Genomic DNA, 17150 nt, shown 5'->3' on the forward strand with positions numbered 1-17150 from the left:
TGTGGTCGTAATGTCGTGCTTACTGTATTAAATAACGATCTTATAATTCATAGAAAATACTGTGGTTCTCGACGTAGGGTCTGCAATATTTGCTGCAGAGCTTCGGCATCCGATCCTTCATCCATGCATGTCTGGACTCGTTGGCCATCTGGAAGGCATAGTAACCGAACGTAAAAATGAGCATGAATCCTTCCATCAGCCTGATCTCTTGTTTGGTAAGCGAAGCTGTTTGTTTGGTATAACCCGACAGGAAGATATCCCGTTCTTCCCTATTGAAGATCAAGGCTGCACCTGCAGCATCGAAAAGATAATAGCCATAACCATATAAGCAAAAGTCGATCATGGAGATCCCCTGTTCCGTCACCAGCAGATTCCCCCGGGTGATGTCACCATGAATGACTCCCCATGTCTCTGGGCCAATAGGATATGCTTCCAGCTGGTTGTTGATATTCTCAAACGTCTCACGTATCAAGGCAAAATCCTCAGGTGTAAATATGCCCAATGTGACGCCTTCCTCAAGCTGCCCAAGCATGTTCAGATTTTCTTCGATACTGCCATATGATGGACGGACTTCAGTCTGGCCTATCCAGCCATCCTTCGCTTCGAGTCCGGCGGCGATTATATCAAGCCTATCCTGCATGCGACCATATTGATGAAGTGTCTGCATCTGTATCCCCAAGTCATGAATCTGCTCTGTTGTCAGCTGCTCCCCTTGATGAATGTCCCTGCCTTCAATCCATTCCAGCATGGTGCAGCAGATTACCTCCCCACTTTCCAAGAAGCAGACAGTAACCCAATCTCCCGACAGATTACGAACAGGGTGCTGCACGCGTAATGCAGTCGTTGAATTTAATTCATGAAGGAGATTCATCTCCGCTTCCAGCGCTGGACGTGTATGTTGAATACCGGTCATGCTTGCATAAGCAGCTTTATGTATACGCAGCAGATACTTCTGTCCACTTGCTTCGTCCATAATATGATATGTCAGATTCTCATTGTGACGGATAAAGGAGGCCGCGGGCTTCCTTACGGGATAGCGCGTTATTGCATCCGCTACCAAGCTGTCCATGAATCGTTCGTGGTCCGTTGTTATCATCAACATCTCCTTCAGAGTCCTAGATATCCAACTTGTCATCATCTCTACCTTCAGAAAAATAGATCTGTGCTACTCATCATCTTGTAACTCTGGTTATCGTAGCATGATTGTTTTTGTTATGGCAAACTCTACCATTACTAAAATATAAAAAGCATAACCCCCAAACTTTGTTGTTCGGGAGTTATGCTTTCTTCTCTGTTTATTGCTTTATATTATACTCCATCCAATGTAATACACGTTCCTTAACCGAAACGTCCCATAATGTACTCTTGCGTCAAACGGTTGTCGGGGTTGGTGAAGATATGTTCTGTATCCCCGTGCTCAATCATGCTTCCCAGATAAAAATACGCTGTATAATCCGAGATGCGTGCTGCTTGCTGCATATTATGGGTTACGATTACGATTCGGAGATCCTTCTTAAGCTCGGAAATGAGTTCCTCCACTTTCCCCGTTGATACCGGGTCCAGCGCGGATGCCGGCTCATCGAGCAGCAAAATCTGAGGATCAACAGACAATGCGCGGGCAATACACAGACGCTGTTGTTGTCCACCAGAGAGAGACAGGGCGGACTCATTCAGTCGATCCTTCACTTCATCCCATAGCGCGGCGCGGCGCAAGCTTTTCTCCACGATTTCATCCAGTGCCTTCTTGCCTTTGATACCGCGGTAGCGGGGGCCAAACGCGATATTGTTATAGATGGACTTATGAAATGGGTTTGGCTTCTGCCACACCATGCCGATTTTCTGGCGCAATTTGATCACGTCGGTGCCTGGCTCGTTCAGGTCTTTACCATCCATCCAGATGTGCCCCTCTGTGCGGGAACCGGAAATCTCATCGTTCATACGGTTGAGGGACCGCAAAAACGTGGATTTACCGCAACCGGAAGGTCCGATCAGCGCTGTAACGCTGGCTTCAGGAAACGCGAGGCTGATCTGCTTGACTGCCTGGAAATGCCCATAATATATGCTTAACTGTTCCGTACCAAAAGGTATGGCCATGTTGGTTCCTCCTTATTTCGAAGCTGTCATGCGGCGGTATACAACCCGGCCGATCCAGCGCGCACTCAGATTGAACGCCAGTACAAGGATAACAAGCACCGCAGATGCTCCGGCTGCTACTTCCTTGGAATCTGGCCCAATGCCTTCACTGTTGACTTTCCAGATATGAACGGCAAGTGTCTCTGCCGGACGGAATGGGTTAAGCGGCGATCTTGGGCTTGTCGGATTCCAATCCGTGAAGTCCAGCGGCGGACTGCTCATCCCTGCCGTAAACATCAGGGCTGCCGCTTCACCGAAGATCCGGCCGGAAGCCAGGATTGTACCTGTAATCAAGCTTGGCAGCGCCACAGGCAGCAAGATGGACGTGATGATTTTCCATTTGGACAGACCCAGTGCCAGGCCCGCTTCCTTCTGTTCCTTCGGAACGGCCCGGAACGCCTGCTCCGTTGTACGTACCATGAGCGGCAGGTTGAATATCGCGAGCGCCATGGCACCCGAGATCAGGGAGAAGCCGAGGCCGAACGTATTTACAATCAACAAGAGACCAAACAAACCGATAACGATCGACGGGAAGGAGGACAATACCTCAACAACCAATCGGATAAAACTTGTAATCTTGCCTGGCTTCGCATACTCCGCCATATAGATTCCTCCGCCCCAACCGAGCGGAATGGTGATAATGAGCGTTAAGATCAACAGGAAGATGGAGTTAAAGAGCTGCGGTCCAATCCCGCCGCCCCCTTTGAGCAGCTGCGGCGCACTCGTCAGGAAGTGCCAGTTGATTTGCCCTACTCCCCGGAACAGGATGAATCCCAGCAAACCGAGCAGCAATACCACGATGAACAAGGCTAAAACAACTATGACGGATGTAGCAATTTTATCGACCGTTTTCGCCTTCATTTTCATACCCGGTTTCTCCTTTCGAGCAAACGAACCAGAATGACGAATACAAACGTCATCACAAGCAGGACAAGCGCCATACTCCAGAGTGCATTATTATGAACCGAACCCATTGTGGTGTTACCCATACTCAGGGTGATTACACTTGTTAATGTAGAAGCTGATTCAAGCAAGGATGTCGGTACATGCGGTGCATTACCGATAACCATTTGTACAGCGAGTGCTTCACCGAAGGCACGAGCCATACCCAGAACGATCCCTGTCAGCAAGGCTGGCAGAACCGTTGGAATAATAACGCGGTAGATCGTCTGCCAGCGCGTAGCGCCCAGAGCATAGGACGATTCACGCAAACCTTTGGGCAGAGCAGACAGAGCATCGGCCATAATGCTTGTTACGGTAGGCAGAATCATTACGGATAGAACCAAACATCCGGCTGCAATCCCGATGCCGGCTCCGCCGAAGATGCTGCGCAATAAAGGCACGATAACACTCAGACCGATAAAACCGTAAACGACAGACGGAATACCGGACAACAATTCAATGGCAGGCTGCAGTATCTTTTTCCCTTTACCCGGCACGATCTCCGTCATAAAGAGTGCCGCACACAAACTGAGCGGGCTTGCAATCAAAGCGGCCAGCAGGGTGGTTGTGAAGGAACCGGTGATGAACGGTAATGCTCCATAGGCTGCTGGTTCTGATGATGGACTCCACGTTTTGCCGAACAGGAATTCACTCAGGCTCACACCATCCTTAAAAAAGGTGGAGAGACCCTTGGACGCCACAAAATAAACGATGGAGAACATGACAACGATCAACAATACGACACAAATCGACGTATAGATCCGTCCTGTCCATTCTTCCCAGAAATGTTTCTCTCTCAAGGGTCGGCGTGACTTGATCTTGCTGTTCATTACCGTTCCCCCTTCGGTCTGTTCCATAACAACCATCCTTCTATAATAGAGTAATGTAAAATATGGGATTATTTCAGTTCAAACCGCGCAAAGAGGCAGGACCTTAGTCCGCCTCTCTCGCTGTATGAGCAAGTTCAAAGATTATTGAGTCAAGTTACCTGCTGCATCGCGTTTTACTTTCATGCCGGATACCGGAATGTAACCCAGTTCCGTTACGTCTGTTTGTTGAATTTCATCACTCAGCATGTAGTCGAGGAATGCTTTTGTAGCTGCATCCGGCTCACCTTTCGTGTACATGTGCTGGTAAGCCCACACTGGATATGTTCCAGCTTCTACGTTCTCAACCGTTGCTTCAACGCCTTCGTATTTCAAAACTTGCAGGCTGTCATCCAGGTAAGACAAGGCCAGGTAACCAATTGCTCCTGGAGTCTCGGACACGAGCTTCTTCACTGTACCGGAGGAATCTTCTTGGATGGATCCTTGAATATCTTCAACTTTCGTTCCCAGAGCGAAGTTCTCGAATGTTGCACGAGTACCGGAGCTGCTAGGACGGTTAACGATAACGATGGCTTGATCTGCACCGCCAACATCTTTCCAGTTCGTGATTTTACCGGAGAAGATATCGATCAGTTGTTGCTTCGTCAGGTCTTCAACACCTGCATCTTTGTTGCTTACTGGTGCAATAGCTACTACTGCTACTTGGTGATCAACCAGTTCTTTTGCTTTTGCTTCGTCTTCCAGCTTCTCTTCTGCAAATACGTCGGAGTTACCGATTGTGGCTTGTCCGTCGGATACTTGTGTCAAACCCGTACCACTACCGCCGCCTTGCACTTGCACTGTTACATTTTTATATTCATCAACTGCCATAAATTTTTGTCCAGCTTGCTCTACCAGAGGTTGCAGTGCTGTTGAACCAACAGCCAGGATGTTTCCGCTAAGCTCAGCAGCTTCGCCTGATCCTGAACCATTGCTTGCGGCGCCCTCTGTACCAGCATCATTTTTGGATCCGCATGCTGCGAGTACCAGTACGAACGTTAAGGTCATCAAAATAAACGGCAACTTTTTAAACATGTTTTGTTTTCCTCCCCCAATGTAGTGATGGCGTTTTGTGAATTTGTTTGTTCACCATCAACTCTTTTATCATTGTAGTTTCGGTATGTCATCTCAAAATCAATGTTTTGTAAACGCAATGTTAAAATTGTGGGCGGTGTTTTGAAATAAATGGAAGGCAAAACAACACCCTAAGCGACCTTTCCGGTTCCGGATCGTTCTTCCGAACGCTGTATTGGCTCGGCCTCACGGAAATTACATAGTGCCACTACGCTGACAGAACAATCTTCCGATCGCTGTTATCCCCGGATTTCATTAATTTTTCCCTTTGGTAAAAATCCGGTGATAAAGGCGAGCGCTTCGCTTCTACAGATTATTGCTGTCCTCTCCGTTCCAATGTAATGTTAAAAACTCCAGGCAGCAGGCGAATGCTTCGCTTCTTCAGAATCGATCCATCCCCTCCACTGCTTCGGTGTTGTTTGGTCGCTTCCAGACGTTTCAATCCATCGCCTGGGAGAGGTGAGAAAATAAAAAGAAACAGCCAATAAAAGGCTGGTCTAATGTAAATACTTTTTGTTAAATATATTTAAACTTCATATATAGAAGAAAATAAAAAAACTGCTCTTCTCAAGTGCATGGGCACCAGAGCAAAAGCAGCCTTTCTACTAATTCAAAATCCATAGCCACAGGGCCAGTCCAGCCAAGGTAATCAACAATGTCGGGATCGTCAGGATTACACCTACCTTGAAATAATATCCCCACGTAATCTTTACACCCTTCCGAGACAATACATGCAGCCACAACAATGTGGCCAGCGAACCGATCGGCGTCATTTTGGGACCCAGATCAGATCCAATCACGTTGGCATAGATCAACGCTTCTCGAACAATGCCTTCGGTATGTGCATCCTGGATCGCCAGTGCGTTAATCAACACGGTTGGCAGATTGTTCATCACCGACGATAATACTGCTGCGATCAATCCCATGCCCACCGATGCAGCCAGCAGGCCATGCTCTGCTATGGCATCCAGCCAGCGGCTCAGATGATCTGTCAATCCAGCATTCCGCAGTCCGTATACAACAATGTACATGCCTACCGAGAAGACCACAATGGACCAAGGTGCTTCCTTGACAACACGTTTCAGGTCAACTGCTTCACTCTTTCGTGCCAATATGGCAAATAGCAGAGCGACGGCGCCCACGATAACCGATACCGGGATCGGCAGAAACTCACTGGAGATGTAAGCTATCAGAAGCAGCGCAAGCATATACCAGGCAATACGGAACATCCGCGGATCGCGAATGGCTTCCTTGGGATCGCGAGCGGCGGAGATGTCGTAGCGATGGGGAATACTTTTACGATAAAACAGATACAGCATTCCTGTACTCGCTGCAATGGAAAAGAAATTGGGAACAATCATCCGCACAGCATACTCCACAAACGTAATTCCAAAATAATCGGCTGACACAATATTCACCAGGTTGCTGACAATCAGCGGCAGTGACGTGGTATCGGCAATAAACCCGCTTGCCATGACAAATGCAAGTACCATGCGTTCATCGAATTTCAGCGCACGCACCATGGCGAGAACAATCGGAGTCAGAATAAGCGCCGCACCATCGTTGGCAAATAAAGCAGACACTGCTGCTCCGAGCAATATGGAATAGATGAATAGTCTGCGTCCATTCCCTCCAGCGAGTCTCGCCATATGAAGTGCAGCCCATTCGAAGAACCCGGTCTCATCCAGAATCAGTGAAATCATAATGATGCCGACAAATGCCAGTGTTGCATTCCATACGATGGATGCCACATCGGAGGCATCATTCAGACTGACGACACCACATAGCAAGGCGAGCACGGCTCCACCTGAAGCAGACCAGCCAATACCCAGTCCACGAGGCTGCCAGATCACCAGCGCAACGGTTAATACAAAGATTAGTATAGCTACGTATGTCATAAATCCTCCTGTACCTTCACCCTATAACTACTATTATAAATACACCGCAATTTAAGAGAAAAACCAACGATATAGTTATACAGGGCAACAGGAGGATTGTCTATCTTTATTTTATTCTATGAACAAGTAATATCACCGGGTTATGCCTGGTCCTTATTTTTCGGCGCATCTTCCACCATTTTGAACATGCCCAGCAGGCCCTGCAATTGTTCCGCCATACTGTTCAGATGTGCTGATGACGACGCAATCTCTTCTACAGATGCCAGCTGTTCCTCAGAGGAAGCCGATACGGATTCCGTATTCGCAGCACTCTCCTGGGTTACGACAGAAATATCATTCATGGCTTGGGCAACACGAGCCGCTCCTTCTTCCAGCTGCTTCGTTGTTTGAGACAGATCATCGAGCGTATGGGCTGCATCTTCAACGGCCACACGGATCTGTGCGAATGACTCTCCTGAAGTATTTACGGCCTGAATGCCATCCTCTACCCGGGTCTGGGCAGCCGTCATGGCATCCATGGCGGCATCCATATCCAGACGGATATTATGAACGAGTTCACCGATTTGTGCTGCAGAGCTGCCGGATTCTTCCGCCAGTTTCCGAACCTCGCCTGCTACCACTGCGAATCCACGACCAGCATCCCCCGCTCTCGCCGCTTCAATGGACGCGTTCAGTGCAAGCAGGTTGGTCTGTTTGGAAATGGTGGCGATGACATTAACCATGTTTCCAATTTCTGTGGACCGCGCATTCAAGGACTGAACTACCACAGCCAGCTGTTCCACCGTCTCCTGAATGCTGCTCATCTGATCTATGGCCTGTCCCGCTGCTTCATTACCGGAATAAGCTGCTCCGGATGTATTCCGCATGTTCTGCGTAATGGATTGCACACGTTCAGACATCATGCGGACATCTTCGGCCATACGACTCATCTGCCTCGATCCGTCGGTCACGCTCTTCACCTGCTGCTCTGCACCTTCCGCAAGTTCCTGAATGGAAAGTGTCGAGTGCTCAATGGCTTTGGTCGTTTGCTCCGCACTCGCCGACAATTCCTGAGAGGAAGCCGATACCTGCTCCGTCGTCTCCTGTACACCCAGAATCATCATTCGAAGGTTATCTACCATCCGCTCAAAATACTTGGCGAGATCACCGACTTCATCTTTTCGTCCGGTTTCCATCTTGACCGTCAGATCCCCTTTGCTTACCGCACGAGCAGACTCCTGGAGACGCCGGATTGGACGCAGCATGGAGCGTGTAAACCAGATAATGAATATTAGCGTAAGGAAGGTCGCAGCCAGAATGACGATTAAGGTTGCCATACGAATGTCTTTACTGGCATGGGACAATTCACTTTGGAACATCGTTCCGCCAATCTTCCAGCCCGTAGCTTCATTAGTGGAGAAGATCATCATTTTGGAATCACCATTGTAGGTGTAATCGAACGATCCCTCTTGTTCTGCAAACATGGGGTCCAAAGCCTCTGACGTTTCGTGTGTGCCAGATTCCACCACAGGTGAGGAGATATAATTTCTCTCCGGATCCATGATAATAACGTACCCTTCCTTGCCCACCTTAATGGAAGCCTGTTCGCTAAGTTCCGTTAGATCCAAAGACAGACCTACTACACCAGATTGATCTTCCAGTGTTTTGGAGATAAACACAACCGTTACTCCATCCGTATTCTTGGACACGGCTGACACAGCGGGATTGCCCGGGTTGGCCATCGCCAGCTTGTACCATTCCCGCTCCCTTGGATCATAGTTGGACCCTTGTGCACTGCCGGTTTTTTCTTTCCCCCTAACCATGGTCCCATCTTCAGTTCCTACAAATATATTCAACGCATCAGGATGCAATCCGACATACTGCTGTAATTTCACTTCCAATTCAGAAAGGCCACTATCCCCGCTAAGCATGTCCGTCCGAATGGAATCGGCAAAATAATTGATATCGTGAATCTTCGCATTGACATGGGTTTCAATAATTGAATTCGTCGTGCTTACACTTTGTTTGGCACTATCCATCAGTTGACCTTCCACCGTGCGATCGGCAATCAACAGTGTGATCATTCCAATGATCAAACTGGGCACCAGCAATACGGCTAGAAAGGATACCAGCAATTTATTTCGTATACTCCAGACAAAGCCCTTTTTCTTGTTCTTCTTTTTTGCTTTATTTTCTTTCTGTTTGACTGGTTTGGCAGCTTTTTTCGCTTGCCCTTGGTCCTGATTCTCCCCCATCTGCTTTTCCCCCTCTAGAAAGTTCAATCCTTCTTTATTTGTATGTAGGACCCTCTCCATGTCTATCTCAACCCTTCTCTTCACACCAAATCCTATCGATAGGGCTATCTTATATATCGGCTTAAGTTCAAATTTATTTGATTACAAAAATTTACATGGCATGTCAAACAAGCCACTCCGCTAATTGGAAGTGACTTGTTTATATGTACATATTAAAAAGGCATTTATCTAGGCAGATGTTTGCCGATATGGACCCTGCGGCGGTTTGGCCGACGGTTTGCCAAAGTAATATCCCTGAGCCAGCTCGATCCCTATGGAACGGCAAAAATCAAATTCCTCCATGCGTTCGATGCCTTCAGCAAGCACACGTCCCCCGAATCGGCGTGACATCTCCACAATATCGATAATTTGCTGTTGTTTCACCGGGTCACGATCACACTGATCAATCAGACTGCGATCAATTTTGACAAAATCAGGCTCCAGCCGATTCATCAATTCAATGGTCGAATACCCTGCCCCGACATCATCCAGTGCAACCGACATTCCATGGGAACGATACACCGAAAAAATATGCTGGAGAATGGACATATGCTGGATCTGTTCCGTTTCCACAACTTCAAACACAAAATCCTTGGGGTCCAGTTCCAAGCGCTCAATCGCTTCAAACGTATGGATCAGGCAAAACTCAGGATTGTATATAGAGGAGGGCAGGAAATTCACAAAGCGCTTAACACCATGAGGCAAAAAGGCTGCACTTGTTTCGATTGCTGTGATTCTTGCGGTCCGATCCAAAAAGGAATGTAAACCCGTGTCCCGGGCAACCTCAAACAAGTTATACGGGCTAAATGGCGTGCCATTTTCGGAAGGTCGAAGCAAAAACTCGAATCCGACAATCTGTTCATTTGCATCAACAATAGGCTGCATATGACTGCTGAATTGGTTGTTCAAAATAATCGATACCAGATCAGCATGCTTGAATCGAGATTTCATCATCTGAAGACTAATCCAGCCTGCTTGATCCGCCTGTTCATGCATTGGAGTTACCTGTACTGTAATCGATTCCGGGCGGATGGCTTCGAGCTTCTGTATCGCTTCCAGCCAGTTTTGTACAGATTCAGCATTCGTATAGGTCATCCATATCGCTTCATCCGAATGTTCAACATGCACACCCAACGTTCTCAGCAATTCCAGCAAAACGGGGAAAACGGGACGCAGATACAGAGTACCTTGATCCTCAATTGGATAGATTGGACTGCAGCCACTGCAATTCATGTAGAACCCCCTTGCCGGTTTATGTTTCTATTTCAATTAATGTTAAATGGTATATACCCAAAGTTTGTAAATATTATAGCATGGGTCATAAAATTAATCTCTAGTGTTTTGATGACTTCCGGTATGAACGTTTTTGCTACAGTCCTAAACATTTTTGCAGAAAAAAAGACCGCCAGTCTGTTGACTGTCGGCCTTCATCATCCGCTTTATATTAAGAAGCGGGAATTACGATTTTCTGTCCAACTTTCAATTGATGTACATTTGAAATTTTGTTGGCTGTGGCAAGCTTGCGCCAGTCCACACCATATTTCAAGCCGATGCGGTACAGGTTGTCCCCTTTTTTCACCACATATACCACTTTGCCACTTGCTGGTTTCTCAGGTTGCGGTTCTGGTTTTGGTGTTGGGGCAGGTGTTGGTGCTGGAGCAGGCTTCGTTCCCGGTTCAGGAGTCACCGCGGCTTCTCCAGTCAATTTCAAGCCATACTCGGCAAAACCTTCGTCATCCGTACCAATGAACGACATTGCCGGGTTAGCTTCAACCAGCGCTTTGGCATCCGGAGAAGACGCAAACACCACTTCAAGATCGTTCAGCGCTGCTGCAGTTACACTTGCAGAAGGCTTAATTGGTGCCAGTGACCAGTTGCCATCTGCAGCCGGATTGATTGTTTTGTTATCACGGATGTAGTCAATGATGACTTGACGGTTCTCATCCGGTGCTGCCAAAACGATACGTTTACCATCCGGATTGGCCAGTTTGGACGAAGAAGCACGATAGTTATTCGTTGCCACGATAAACTTTTGCTCCGGATCAATCGGTTTGCCATTGAAGCTCAGGTCCTTGATCCGGCTTGCCGATGCATTCACCACGGTTGCTTTGGAATCGTATTTGGCAGGCTGAGTCACATCGATTTGATACGTTACACCATCGATAACATCAAAGTTGTACGTCGGGAAATCCATGTTGATCAGCTGCTGCTGTCCACCCTTAGCCGGGTCGATCTGATTGAACTGGCCTGCAGACCATTCCAGCCATTCTTTGATTTCAGCACCGTTAACCATAACGGCATGTACCGTATTCGGATATACGTACAGATCAGCTACGTTTTTGATCGCGATGGTGCCTGCAGGGATATTCGTATAGTACGAAGCACCTGAACGACCGCCTGCTTTAAATGGAGCTCCTGCAGACAATACCGGGATATCTTCATACTCGGTTCCTTGCATGTGTTTCTCCACGTACCATTTCTGAGCATTCGTCACGATCTGAATGGATGGATCGTCCTGTACCAAAGCGAAGAAGCTGTTGATTGGAGCCGTTGTCTCTCCGACCGGACCACGTACATACTCAAGCGTACCTTCGTGCTCTTCATGAACCGCATCGATGATCTCCTGATCTGCATCAACCAATGGCTTTTTGTTCGCAGTGTCATAGATTGGACGTGCTTCTGTCGCGGAATCTACCACTTTCCACTTGCCATCCACCAGCTCCAGATCAAGATCAATGATTCCGAGATGATCACCCCAGAAGCCTGGCTCCACCGCTGGAACGCCATTAATGGTGCCTTTTTCAAGATCTACTCCCTTTTTGCCTTCAAAATCAGCACTTGGAAATACCTTGTGGGCATGTCCAAACAGAATCGCATTAATGCCCTCTACCTGGCTCAGGTACAGCACCGAATTTTCCATCAGATCCGTTTGAGGGATATCTTCAAAACCGGAGTGAGGAATGGCAACGATAATGTCTGCACCTTCAGCCTTCATTTGTGGAATGAATTTCTTGGCTGTAGCAATAATATCCTTGGCAATGACTTTGCCTTCCAGATTAGCACTGTCCCACTGCATAATTTGTGGCGGTACGAATCCAATAACACCCACTTTGATCGTGTGCTCTTTACCGCTCTCATCCGTTACTTTTTTGTCCAGAATTTCATAGGGAGTGAAGTAATTCTTGTCGTTCGTTTCATCGTCATCGCCGTCATCTACATAGACATTCGCATTAATATAAGGGAAGTTGGCGCCCTCCAGCGTCATGTCCAGGAAATCCAGACCATAGTTAAACTCGTGGTTTCCGATGTTACCGGCATCATAATCGAGCAGGTTCATTGCTTTATATACAGGGTGAGTCTCACCCTTTTGAAGTGGATCGATTTTGGCTACATAGTCTCCGAGCGGGTTACCCTGAATCAGGTCACCATTATCGAACAAGAGGCTGTTCTTCGCTTCATCACGGGCTTTTTTGATCAGCGTAGCTGTTTTGGCGAGTCCATATTGATCGGTCTCTTTATCGGAGTAGTAGTCGTAGTTAAGCAGATTGTCATGAATGTCCGTTGTTTCCATGATCCGCAATTTTACTTTGGCAGCATCTGCAGCCGATACAGGTACCGGAAATACTGCAAGCACGTTTAATGCAACCAAAGCGGCAGTCAGGCTTGATAATACTTTTTTGTTCTTTTTCAAAATAACCCCTCCCGGTTATGTACATTGAATCATGCCATAGTGTGCAAACGAATAGGCGCAGAAATAGCATAGATTTCATGGGTTGTGCGTGCTGAAATCATGGTCTTCACCAGCTGAATTCAGGTTAGTTTATCTCACATGAACATCTATTCATATCTGTGCGTATCGTTTACATTCCAAATCATAACGCAATGAGGCGTGGTTGAAAAGCATTATTTTTTACATTATCCGCACATAAGAATCCAACTTTACATAATCATGCGGGATTTCGACATTATTCTCTCTTTTTTTGTTAATATATAGTTTACTAAACGTGTTAAATACGTATATTACATAGGACTTACATATGTATCCATTTCAGCCTGTTCATCAGCCAGCAAAAAACCGCGAAGCTCTGCAGCCTCACGGTTTATATGTCCATCAAGATATATCCGATTATTCAGCGCTCCCAAAGAGCACTTCATTCGGTTGCTTTATTGTTCCCACACCTGATGCTCATGGTCCTTGCCTGTATATTCAATGCGTACTGGTGTAATATCCAAAATGACATAATTCGGATCGTCCGGTCCGTCAAACCATGCTTTCAGTTCATCATTCCACACTTCTTCACGCAGGTTTTCATTTTTGGTTACTTCACAGGTTCCTTCGATCTCAACCACTTCTTTGGAGCCACCCGCCTCATAGCCGAGCAAAAGACTGACATTAGGGTTGTTCTCAAGCTCCTCTACCTTATGCGTGCGGCGGTTCGTCGCCAAGTGAATATTCATACCATCATTGAAAAGCGCCATATAGCGGGATTTCGGTTTACCATTTTCCACGGTTGAGAAGCTGCAAAAAGGGTTGTTTTCCAATGCCTTTACAATGTTTTGTTCTAGTTCCGTCTTATTCATGGGACATGCTCCTTCCGGTTTGGGGATATATAAGCAGAACTTACTGTGATTACACGTAAGCACTCCACTGACAGAACAACCTTCCGATCGCTGTTATCCCCAGATTTTTTTTATTCCCTTTTCGCAAAGGAAAAATCCAGTGATAAAGGCGACCGCTTCGCTTCTTCAGGTTTCTTCTGTCCGTTCCGTTATCGTGTAATTCTATGTTCCACTTCTATTAAGTTTGTTGTGACATAAAAGCCTGTACTTATAGTGTACCCACCCCACCTATGGTGAATCCATGAATCCGTTCGTAAACGTGACAATATTGGAAAGGTTATTAGTTGATATCCCCAAGATAAATCCGTAATGGTTCACGTTTCAGCAGCAATTCGCCAATCGTTTGGGGATACAAACGGACGGAAGGCAGATCTTCAAGCGCAATCCATTCCACCGCAACCTGATGGTCATCCGGGTTGGAGCCTTCAAATACTGTGGCATTTATATCCTTCAGACTGCATTCAAAATAAAATTCAACCTGGTGTATGTCAGCATCCCATTCGGCAAACTCATGATTCTTCCCGATGTATTCCCGGATATGAAGCAATTCGCCTACGTTCACGGCCTGTCCAATCTCTTCCAGACATTCGCGGGCAACCGCATCCTTCAATTCTTCGCCCTTCTCCTGGCCTCCACCCGGGAAAACATAAGCTGTACCATATTGATCCTCCAAACGGATGACAAGCAGCCTTCCATTCTGTACAATAACCGCCTTTGCGGAATTTCGTATCGGTTTCATTTGTTCATCGACTCCAATTCATTCATATGTATCTATCTCGGAGGGTTCCGGTACCGACCCATTCTCAAGCATGACCTGCAGCCGATAGAATTACCCCTTCAGCTTCAAGTACTCTGCGGATTTCTCTTACAAAAGAGAGGGCATGCTCCCCATCACCATGTATGCATATGGTCTCCGCTTTGAGGGGAACCGCTATGCCTTCCGTGGACACTACGATACCTTCATTCACCATGCGCAGCACTTGAGCCAGTGCTTGTTCTGGCTGCCCAATGACTGCTCCTGCATGACTGCGGGGCGTCAATTTACCATCCGCACCGTAAGTCCGATCTGCAAACACTTCACTTACGCTGCGCAGACCGGTACGATCCGCCGCCTCAATGAGCGCGCTGCCCGCAAGTCCATACAGGTATAGTTCTGGCCTTACGTTGTAAACCGCCTGAGCAATAGCTTCAGCAAGCATCATATTCTCCGCAGCCATATTGTATAACGCGCCGTGCGGTTTCACATGATGCATGCATCCACCGGATGCTCTTACGAAGGCATCCAGTGCCCCGATCTGGTAAACGACCATGTCATAGGCTTCTTGCGGGGTTATATCCATGCTTCTCCTGCCAAAACCCTGCATATCCGGCAATCCCGGATGTGCTCCAATCGCAATCTGATGCTCCATCGCCTTTTCCACCGTGGATCGCATCGTAGCCGGATCCCCTGCATGAAATCCGCAAGCAATGTTGGCCGAAGTGATCAGCGGCAAAACCGCTTCATCCCACGGCATTCGGTATATACCATAACTTTCGCCCAGATCACAATTGATATCTACCGTCTTCATTGGCGATCCCCCGTTTCGGTCAATCTTCTGCGGATGAATGCAGCGCACAGCTGTAATCCCCGTTCCTGCTCCAGGAACAACTGCTGTGCTTTGTCATGTGTAATTGGCTGAAAAGCAACTCGTGTCCCGGGTCTTGCCTGTGCCAATACCGGTAAATCCACCCTGGCTACCTGTGCAATCACTGGGTATCCTCCAATGGTCTGATGATCTGCCATCAGGATGATGGGCTGACCATCTGCTGGGACCTGAACTGTGCCATAGGTTACGGCTTCTGATAACCGGCTCATGGGTTGTTCAAGCTCCAGCCTTGAACCCTCCAATCGATATCCCATCCGATCCGACTGAGGAGCAATCACATATTGTTCATTATACAATCGTTCCAGGCTTTCCCTGGTAAACTTGGAGGTATCCGTACCCGCCATCACACGGATCACTGGATCCTTCTGATAGAAAGGCCATTCTCTGCTGGATAGGTGCCATATCGGCCCCTTCATTTGTGTTTTCTCCAAATTCGCTTGTTCCAGCAATTGATGGAGCATGGCTCGTGCTTCCCAAGATGCCTCCGCAGCAGATAAAATATCTCCTGCCCGCAAAGCTCTGCCTTTCAAGCCACCAATGCCTGTTTTCAGATCCGTACTTCGGCTCCCCATGACCTCATTTACCTCTATCCCACCAGCAATGGACAGATATGCTCTCAATCCGGAACGACATCGCCCAAATTTCAATACACTTCCGGCCATTAACGCGACCGGACGCCACAGGGGAACCGGCTGATCATCCACGGTTGCCGACAGATCTGCACCACATAGAGCGATGAGGCTATTTTCATGAAATCGAAGCTCAGGGCCCGTCATGGTTATTTCCATCACAGCTGCATTACGGCGATTATTCACTAGCATATTGGCTGTTCCTGCTGCAAATGTATCCATGACTCCACCCGGATGTACACCATGCCGTCGATATCCGTACCTTCCCTCATCCTGAACGGTGGACAACAGGCCTGGGCGAATGACCTCCATTCTCATCCTTCGCCCTCCTTCCACTCCATGTAATCCTGCTCCGTTATCGCTTCAAACCGGACCCGATCCCCTGCCTGAAGCAGGCTCGGCAGATCATGTTCAGGACGAAACAGCTTCAGAGGTGTTCGTCCGATGCAGTGCCAACCACCAGGAGTGGCTACCGGGTATATTCCGGTTTGCTCGCCGCCGATTCCGACGGTCCCGGCTTCCACTCTCAGCCTCGGAGTTGCTCTTCGGGGTGTAGCAATCCGCTTGGGTAATCCGCCAAGGTAGGGGAATCCCGGTGCAAATCCAATCATGTGGACCAGGTATTCCCCGGATGTATGAATCGCAACAACCTCATCTGGGGTCAGTTCGTTTTCATTCGCAACATACTCCAGATCAGGCCCGAATGGACCTCCGTAGCAAACTGGAATCACAATGGTTCTGAATTGATTATGTACGGATTCTTCAAGCATCTCTAACCGGGACAATAACATCCTGCACACCTGTTGATATGGAGAAGATTCACTTGCTCCTTTCCCTGAAGCCGATCGAGTAAATTCTGCAACATCCATTGGATCATAAAACAGTGCAATCGACCCGAATGATGGAACCAACTCCACCATACCCGGAAAGGAATTTTCCTCCAGCCAAGCACAGACCGAGATCACTCTGCGGTGAACTTCATCCGATATTGCATCTCCGCAACGAATCATCACTCCAGCCTCACCCAGTGGAGACAGCATCTCTTCTGTCCATACATACTTGATTTTGC

At 47.7% G+C, this 17150-nt stretch carries 14 protein-coding genes; all 14 read right to left on the reverse strand.

Annotation, left to right across the window (positions count from 1 at the left end):
- Window positions 1-40 precede the first annotated feature (40 nt).
- Entirely contained in the window at window positions 41-1096 is a 1056-nt protein-coding gene (locus tag ABIC22_RS07365; protein WP_354479765.1) for a phosphotransferase enzyme family protein, read from the reverse strand.
- A gap of 242 nt (window positions 1097-1338) precedes the next feature.
- Window positions 1339-2094: a phosphate ABC transporter ATP-binding protein PstB gene (gene pstB / locus ABIC22_RS07370; RefSeq protein WP_095291715.1), complete on the reverse strand. Its 756-nt coding sequence runs from the start codon at window positions 2092-2094 to the stop codon at window positions 1339-1341.
- A 12-nt stretch (window positions 2095-2106) separates the two neighbouring features.
- Window positions 2107-2994 carry a phosphate ABC transporter permease PstA gene (pstA, locus tag ABIC22_RS07375; RefSeq protein WP_095291810.1) on the reverse strand — a complete coding sequence of 296 codons (888 nt, stop codon included), beginning with the start codon at window positions 2992-2994 and terminating at the stop codon, window positions 2107-2109.
- A 2-nt stretch (window positions 2995-2996) separates the two neighbouring features.
- Window positions 2997-3932 (reverse strand): phosphate ABC transporter permease subunit PstC, encoded by a 936-nt coding sequence (gene pstC, locus ABIC22_RS07380; RefSeq protein WP_236146679.1) that lies wholly within the window; start codon window positions 3930-3932, stop codon window positions 2997-2999.
- Window positions 3933-4046: 114 nt separating this feature from the next.
- Window positions 4047-4976 carry a phosphate ABC transporter substrate-binding protein PstS family protein gene (locus tag ABIC22_RS07385; RefSeq protein WP_127539151.1) on the reverse strand — a complete coding sequence of 310 codons (930 nt, stop codon included), beginning with the start codon at window positions 4974-4976 and terminating at the stop codon, window positions 4047-4049.
- A 644-nt stretch (window positions 4977-5620) separates the two neighbouring features.
- Entirely contained in the window at window positions 5621-6913 is a 1293-nt protein-coding gene (locus ABIC22_RS07390) for an arsenic transporter (RefSeq protein ID WP_354479770.1), read from the reverse strand.
- A 140-nt stretch (window positions 6914-7053) separates the two neighbouring features.
- Window positions 7054-9147, reverse strand: a complete 2094-nt coding sequence (locus ABIC22_RS07395) for a methyl-accepting chemotaxis protein (RefSeq protein WP_354479773.1) — start codon at window positions 9145-9147, stop codon at window positions 7054-7056.
- Between the two features lie 228 nt (window positions 9148-9375).
- Entirely contained in the window at window positions 9376-10419 is a 1044-nt protein-coding gene (locus tag ABIC22_RS07400; RefSeq protein WP_354479776.1) for an EAL domain-containing protein, read from the reverse strand.
- A gap of 211 nt (window positions 10420-10630) precedes the next feature.
- A complete protein-coding gene (locus tag ABIC22_RS07405) occupies window positions 10631-12877 on the reverse strand; it encodes a bifunctional 2',3'-cyclic-nucleotide 2'-phosphodiesterase/3'-nucleotidase (RefSeq protein WP_354479778.1) in 2247 nt (748 codons plus the stop codon).
- A 473-nt stretch (window positions 12878-13350) separates the two neighbouring features.
- Complete coding sequence (locus tag ABIC22_RS07410; RefSeq protein WP_354479781.1) at window positions 13351-13767, reverse strand: pyridoxamine 5'-phosphate oxidase family protein; 417 nt, start codon at window positions 13765-13767, stop codon at window positions 13351-13353.
- Window positions 13768-14086: 319 nt separating this feature from the next.
- Window positions 14087-14545 carry an NUDIX domain-containing protein gene (locus ABIC22_RS07415; RefSeq protein WP_354479783.1) on the reverse strand — a complete coding sequence of 153 codons (459 nt, stop codon included), beginning with the start codon at window positions 14543-14545 and terminating at the stop codon, window positions 14087-14089.
- A gap of 64 nt (window positions 14546-14609) precedes the next feature.
- Entirely contained in the window at window positions 14610-15374 is a 765-nt protein-coding gene (locus ABIC22_RS07420) for a 5-oxoprolinase subunit PxpA (RefSeq protein ID WP_127539145.1), read from the reverse strand.
- Complete coding sequence (locus tag ABIC22_RS07425; RefSeq protein ID WP_354479786.1) at window positions 15371-16399, reverse strand: 5-oxoprolinase subunit C family protein; 1029 nt, start codon at window positions 16397-16399, stop codon at window positions 15371-15373. Before ABIC22_RS07425 ends, ABIC22_RS07420 begins: the two co-directional genes overlap by 4 nt.
- Complete coding sequence (gene pxpB, locus ABIC22_RS07430) at window positions 16396-17121, reverse strand: 5-oxoprolinase subunit PxpB (protein WP_354485892.1); 726 nt, start codon at window positions 17119-17121, stop codon at window positions 16396-16398. Before pxpB ends, ABIC22_RS07425 begins: the two co-directional genes overlap by 4 nt.
- Window positions 17122-17150 lie beyond the last annotated feature (29 nt).

The sequence above is a fragment of the Paenibacillus sp. PvP094 genome (assembly GCF_040546835.1).
In the GTDB taxonomy this organism is placed as follows: Bacteria; Bacillota; Bacilli; order Paenibacillales; family Paenibacillaceae; genus Paenibacillus; species Paenibacillus illinoisensis.

What these genes read in the sequence shown, in the direction of transcription:
- ABIC22_RS07365 (WP_354479765.1), bottom strand. Translation starts at nt 1,096, where the DNA reads ATGATAACAACGGACCACGAACGATTCATGGACAGCTTGGTAGCGGAT.
- pstB (WP_095291715.1), bottom strand. Translation starts at nt 2,094, where the DNA reads ATGGCCATACCTTTTGGTACGGAACAGTTAAGCATATATTATGGGCAT.
- pstA (WP_095291810.1), bottom strand. Translation starts at nt 2,994, where the DNA reads ATGAAGGCGAAAACGGTCGATAAAATTGCTACATCCGTCATAGTTGTT.
- pstC (WP_236146679.1), bottom strand. Translation starts at nt 3,932, where the DNA reads ATGGAACAGACCGAAGGGGGAACGGTAATGAACAGCAAGATCAAGTCA.
- ABIC22_RS07385 (WP_127539151.1), bottom strand. Translation starts at nt 4,976, where the DNA reads ATGTTTAAAAAGTTGCCGTTTATTTTGATGACCTTAACGTTCGTACTG.
- ABIC22_RS07390 (WP_354479770.1), bottom strand. Translation starts at nt 6,913, where the DNA reads ATGACATACGTAGCTATACTAATCTTTGTATTAACCGTTGCGCTGGTG.
- ABIC22_RS07395 (WP_354479773.1), bottom strand. Translation starts at nt 9,147, where the DNA reads ATGGGGGAGAATCAGGACCAAGGGCAAGCGAAAAAAGCTGCCAAACCA.
- ABIC22_RS07400 (WP_354479776.1), bottom strand. Translation starts at nt 10,419, where the DNA reads ATGAATTGCAGTGGCTGCAGTCCAATCTATCCAATTGAGGATCAAGGT.
- ABIC22_RS07410 (WP_354479781.1), bottom strand. Translation starts at nt 13,767, where the DNA reads ATGAATAAGACGGAACTAGAACAAAACATTGTAAAGGCATTGGAAAAC.
- ABIC22_RS07415 (WP_354479783.1), bottom strand. Translation starts at nt 14,545, where the DNA reads ATGAAACCGATACGAAATTCCGCAAAGGCGGTTATTGTACAGAATGGA.
- ABIC22_RS07420 (WP_127539145.1), bottom strand. Translation starts at nt 15,374, where the DNA reads ATGAAGACGGTAGATATCAATTGTGATCTGGGCGAAAGTTATGGTATA.
- ABIC22_RS07425 (WP_354479786.1), bottom strand. Translation starts at nt 16,399, where the DNA reads ATGAGAATGGAGGTCATTCGCCCAGGCCTGTTGTCCACCGTTCAGGAT.
- pxpB (WP_354485892.1), bottom strand. Translation starts at nt 17,121, where the DNA reads ATGCTGTCTCCACTGGGTGAGGCTGGAGTGATGATTCGTTGCGGAGAT.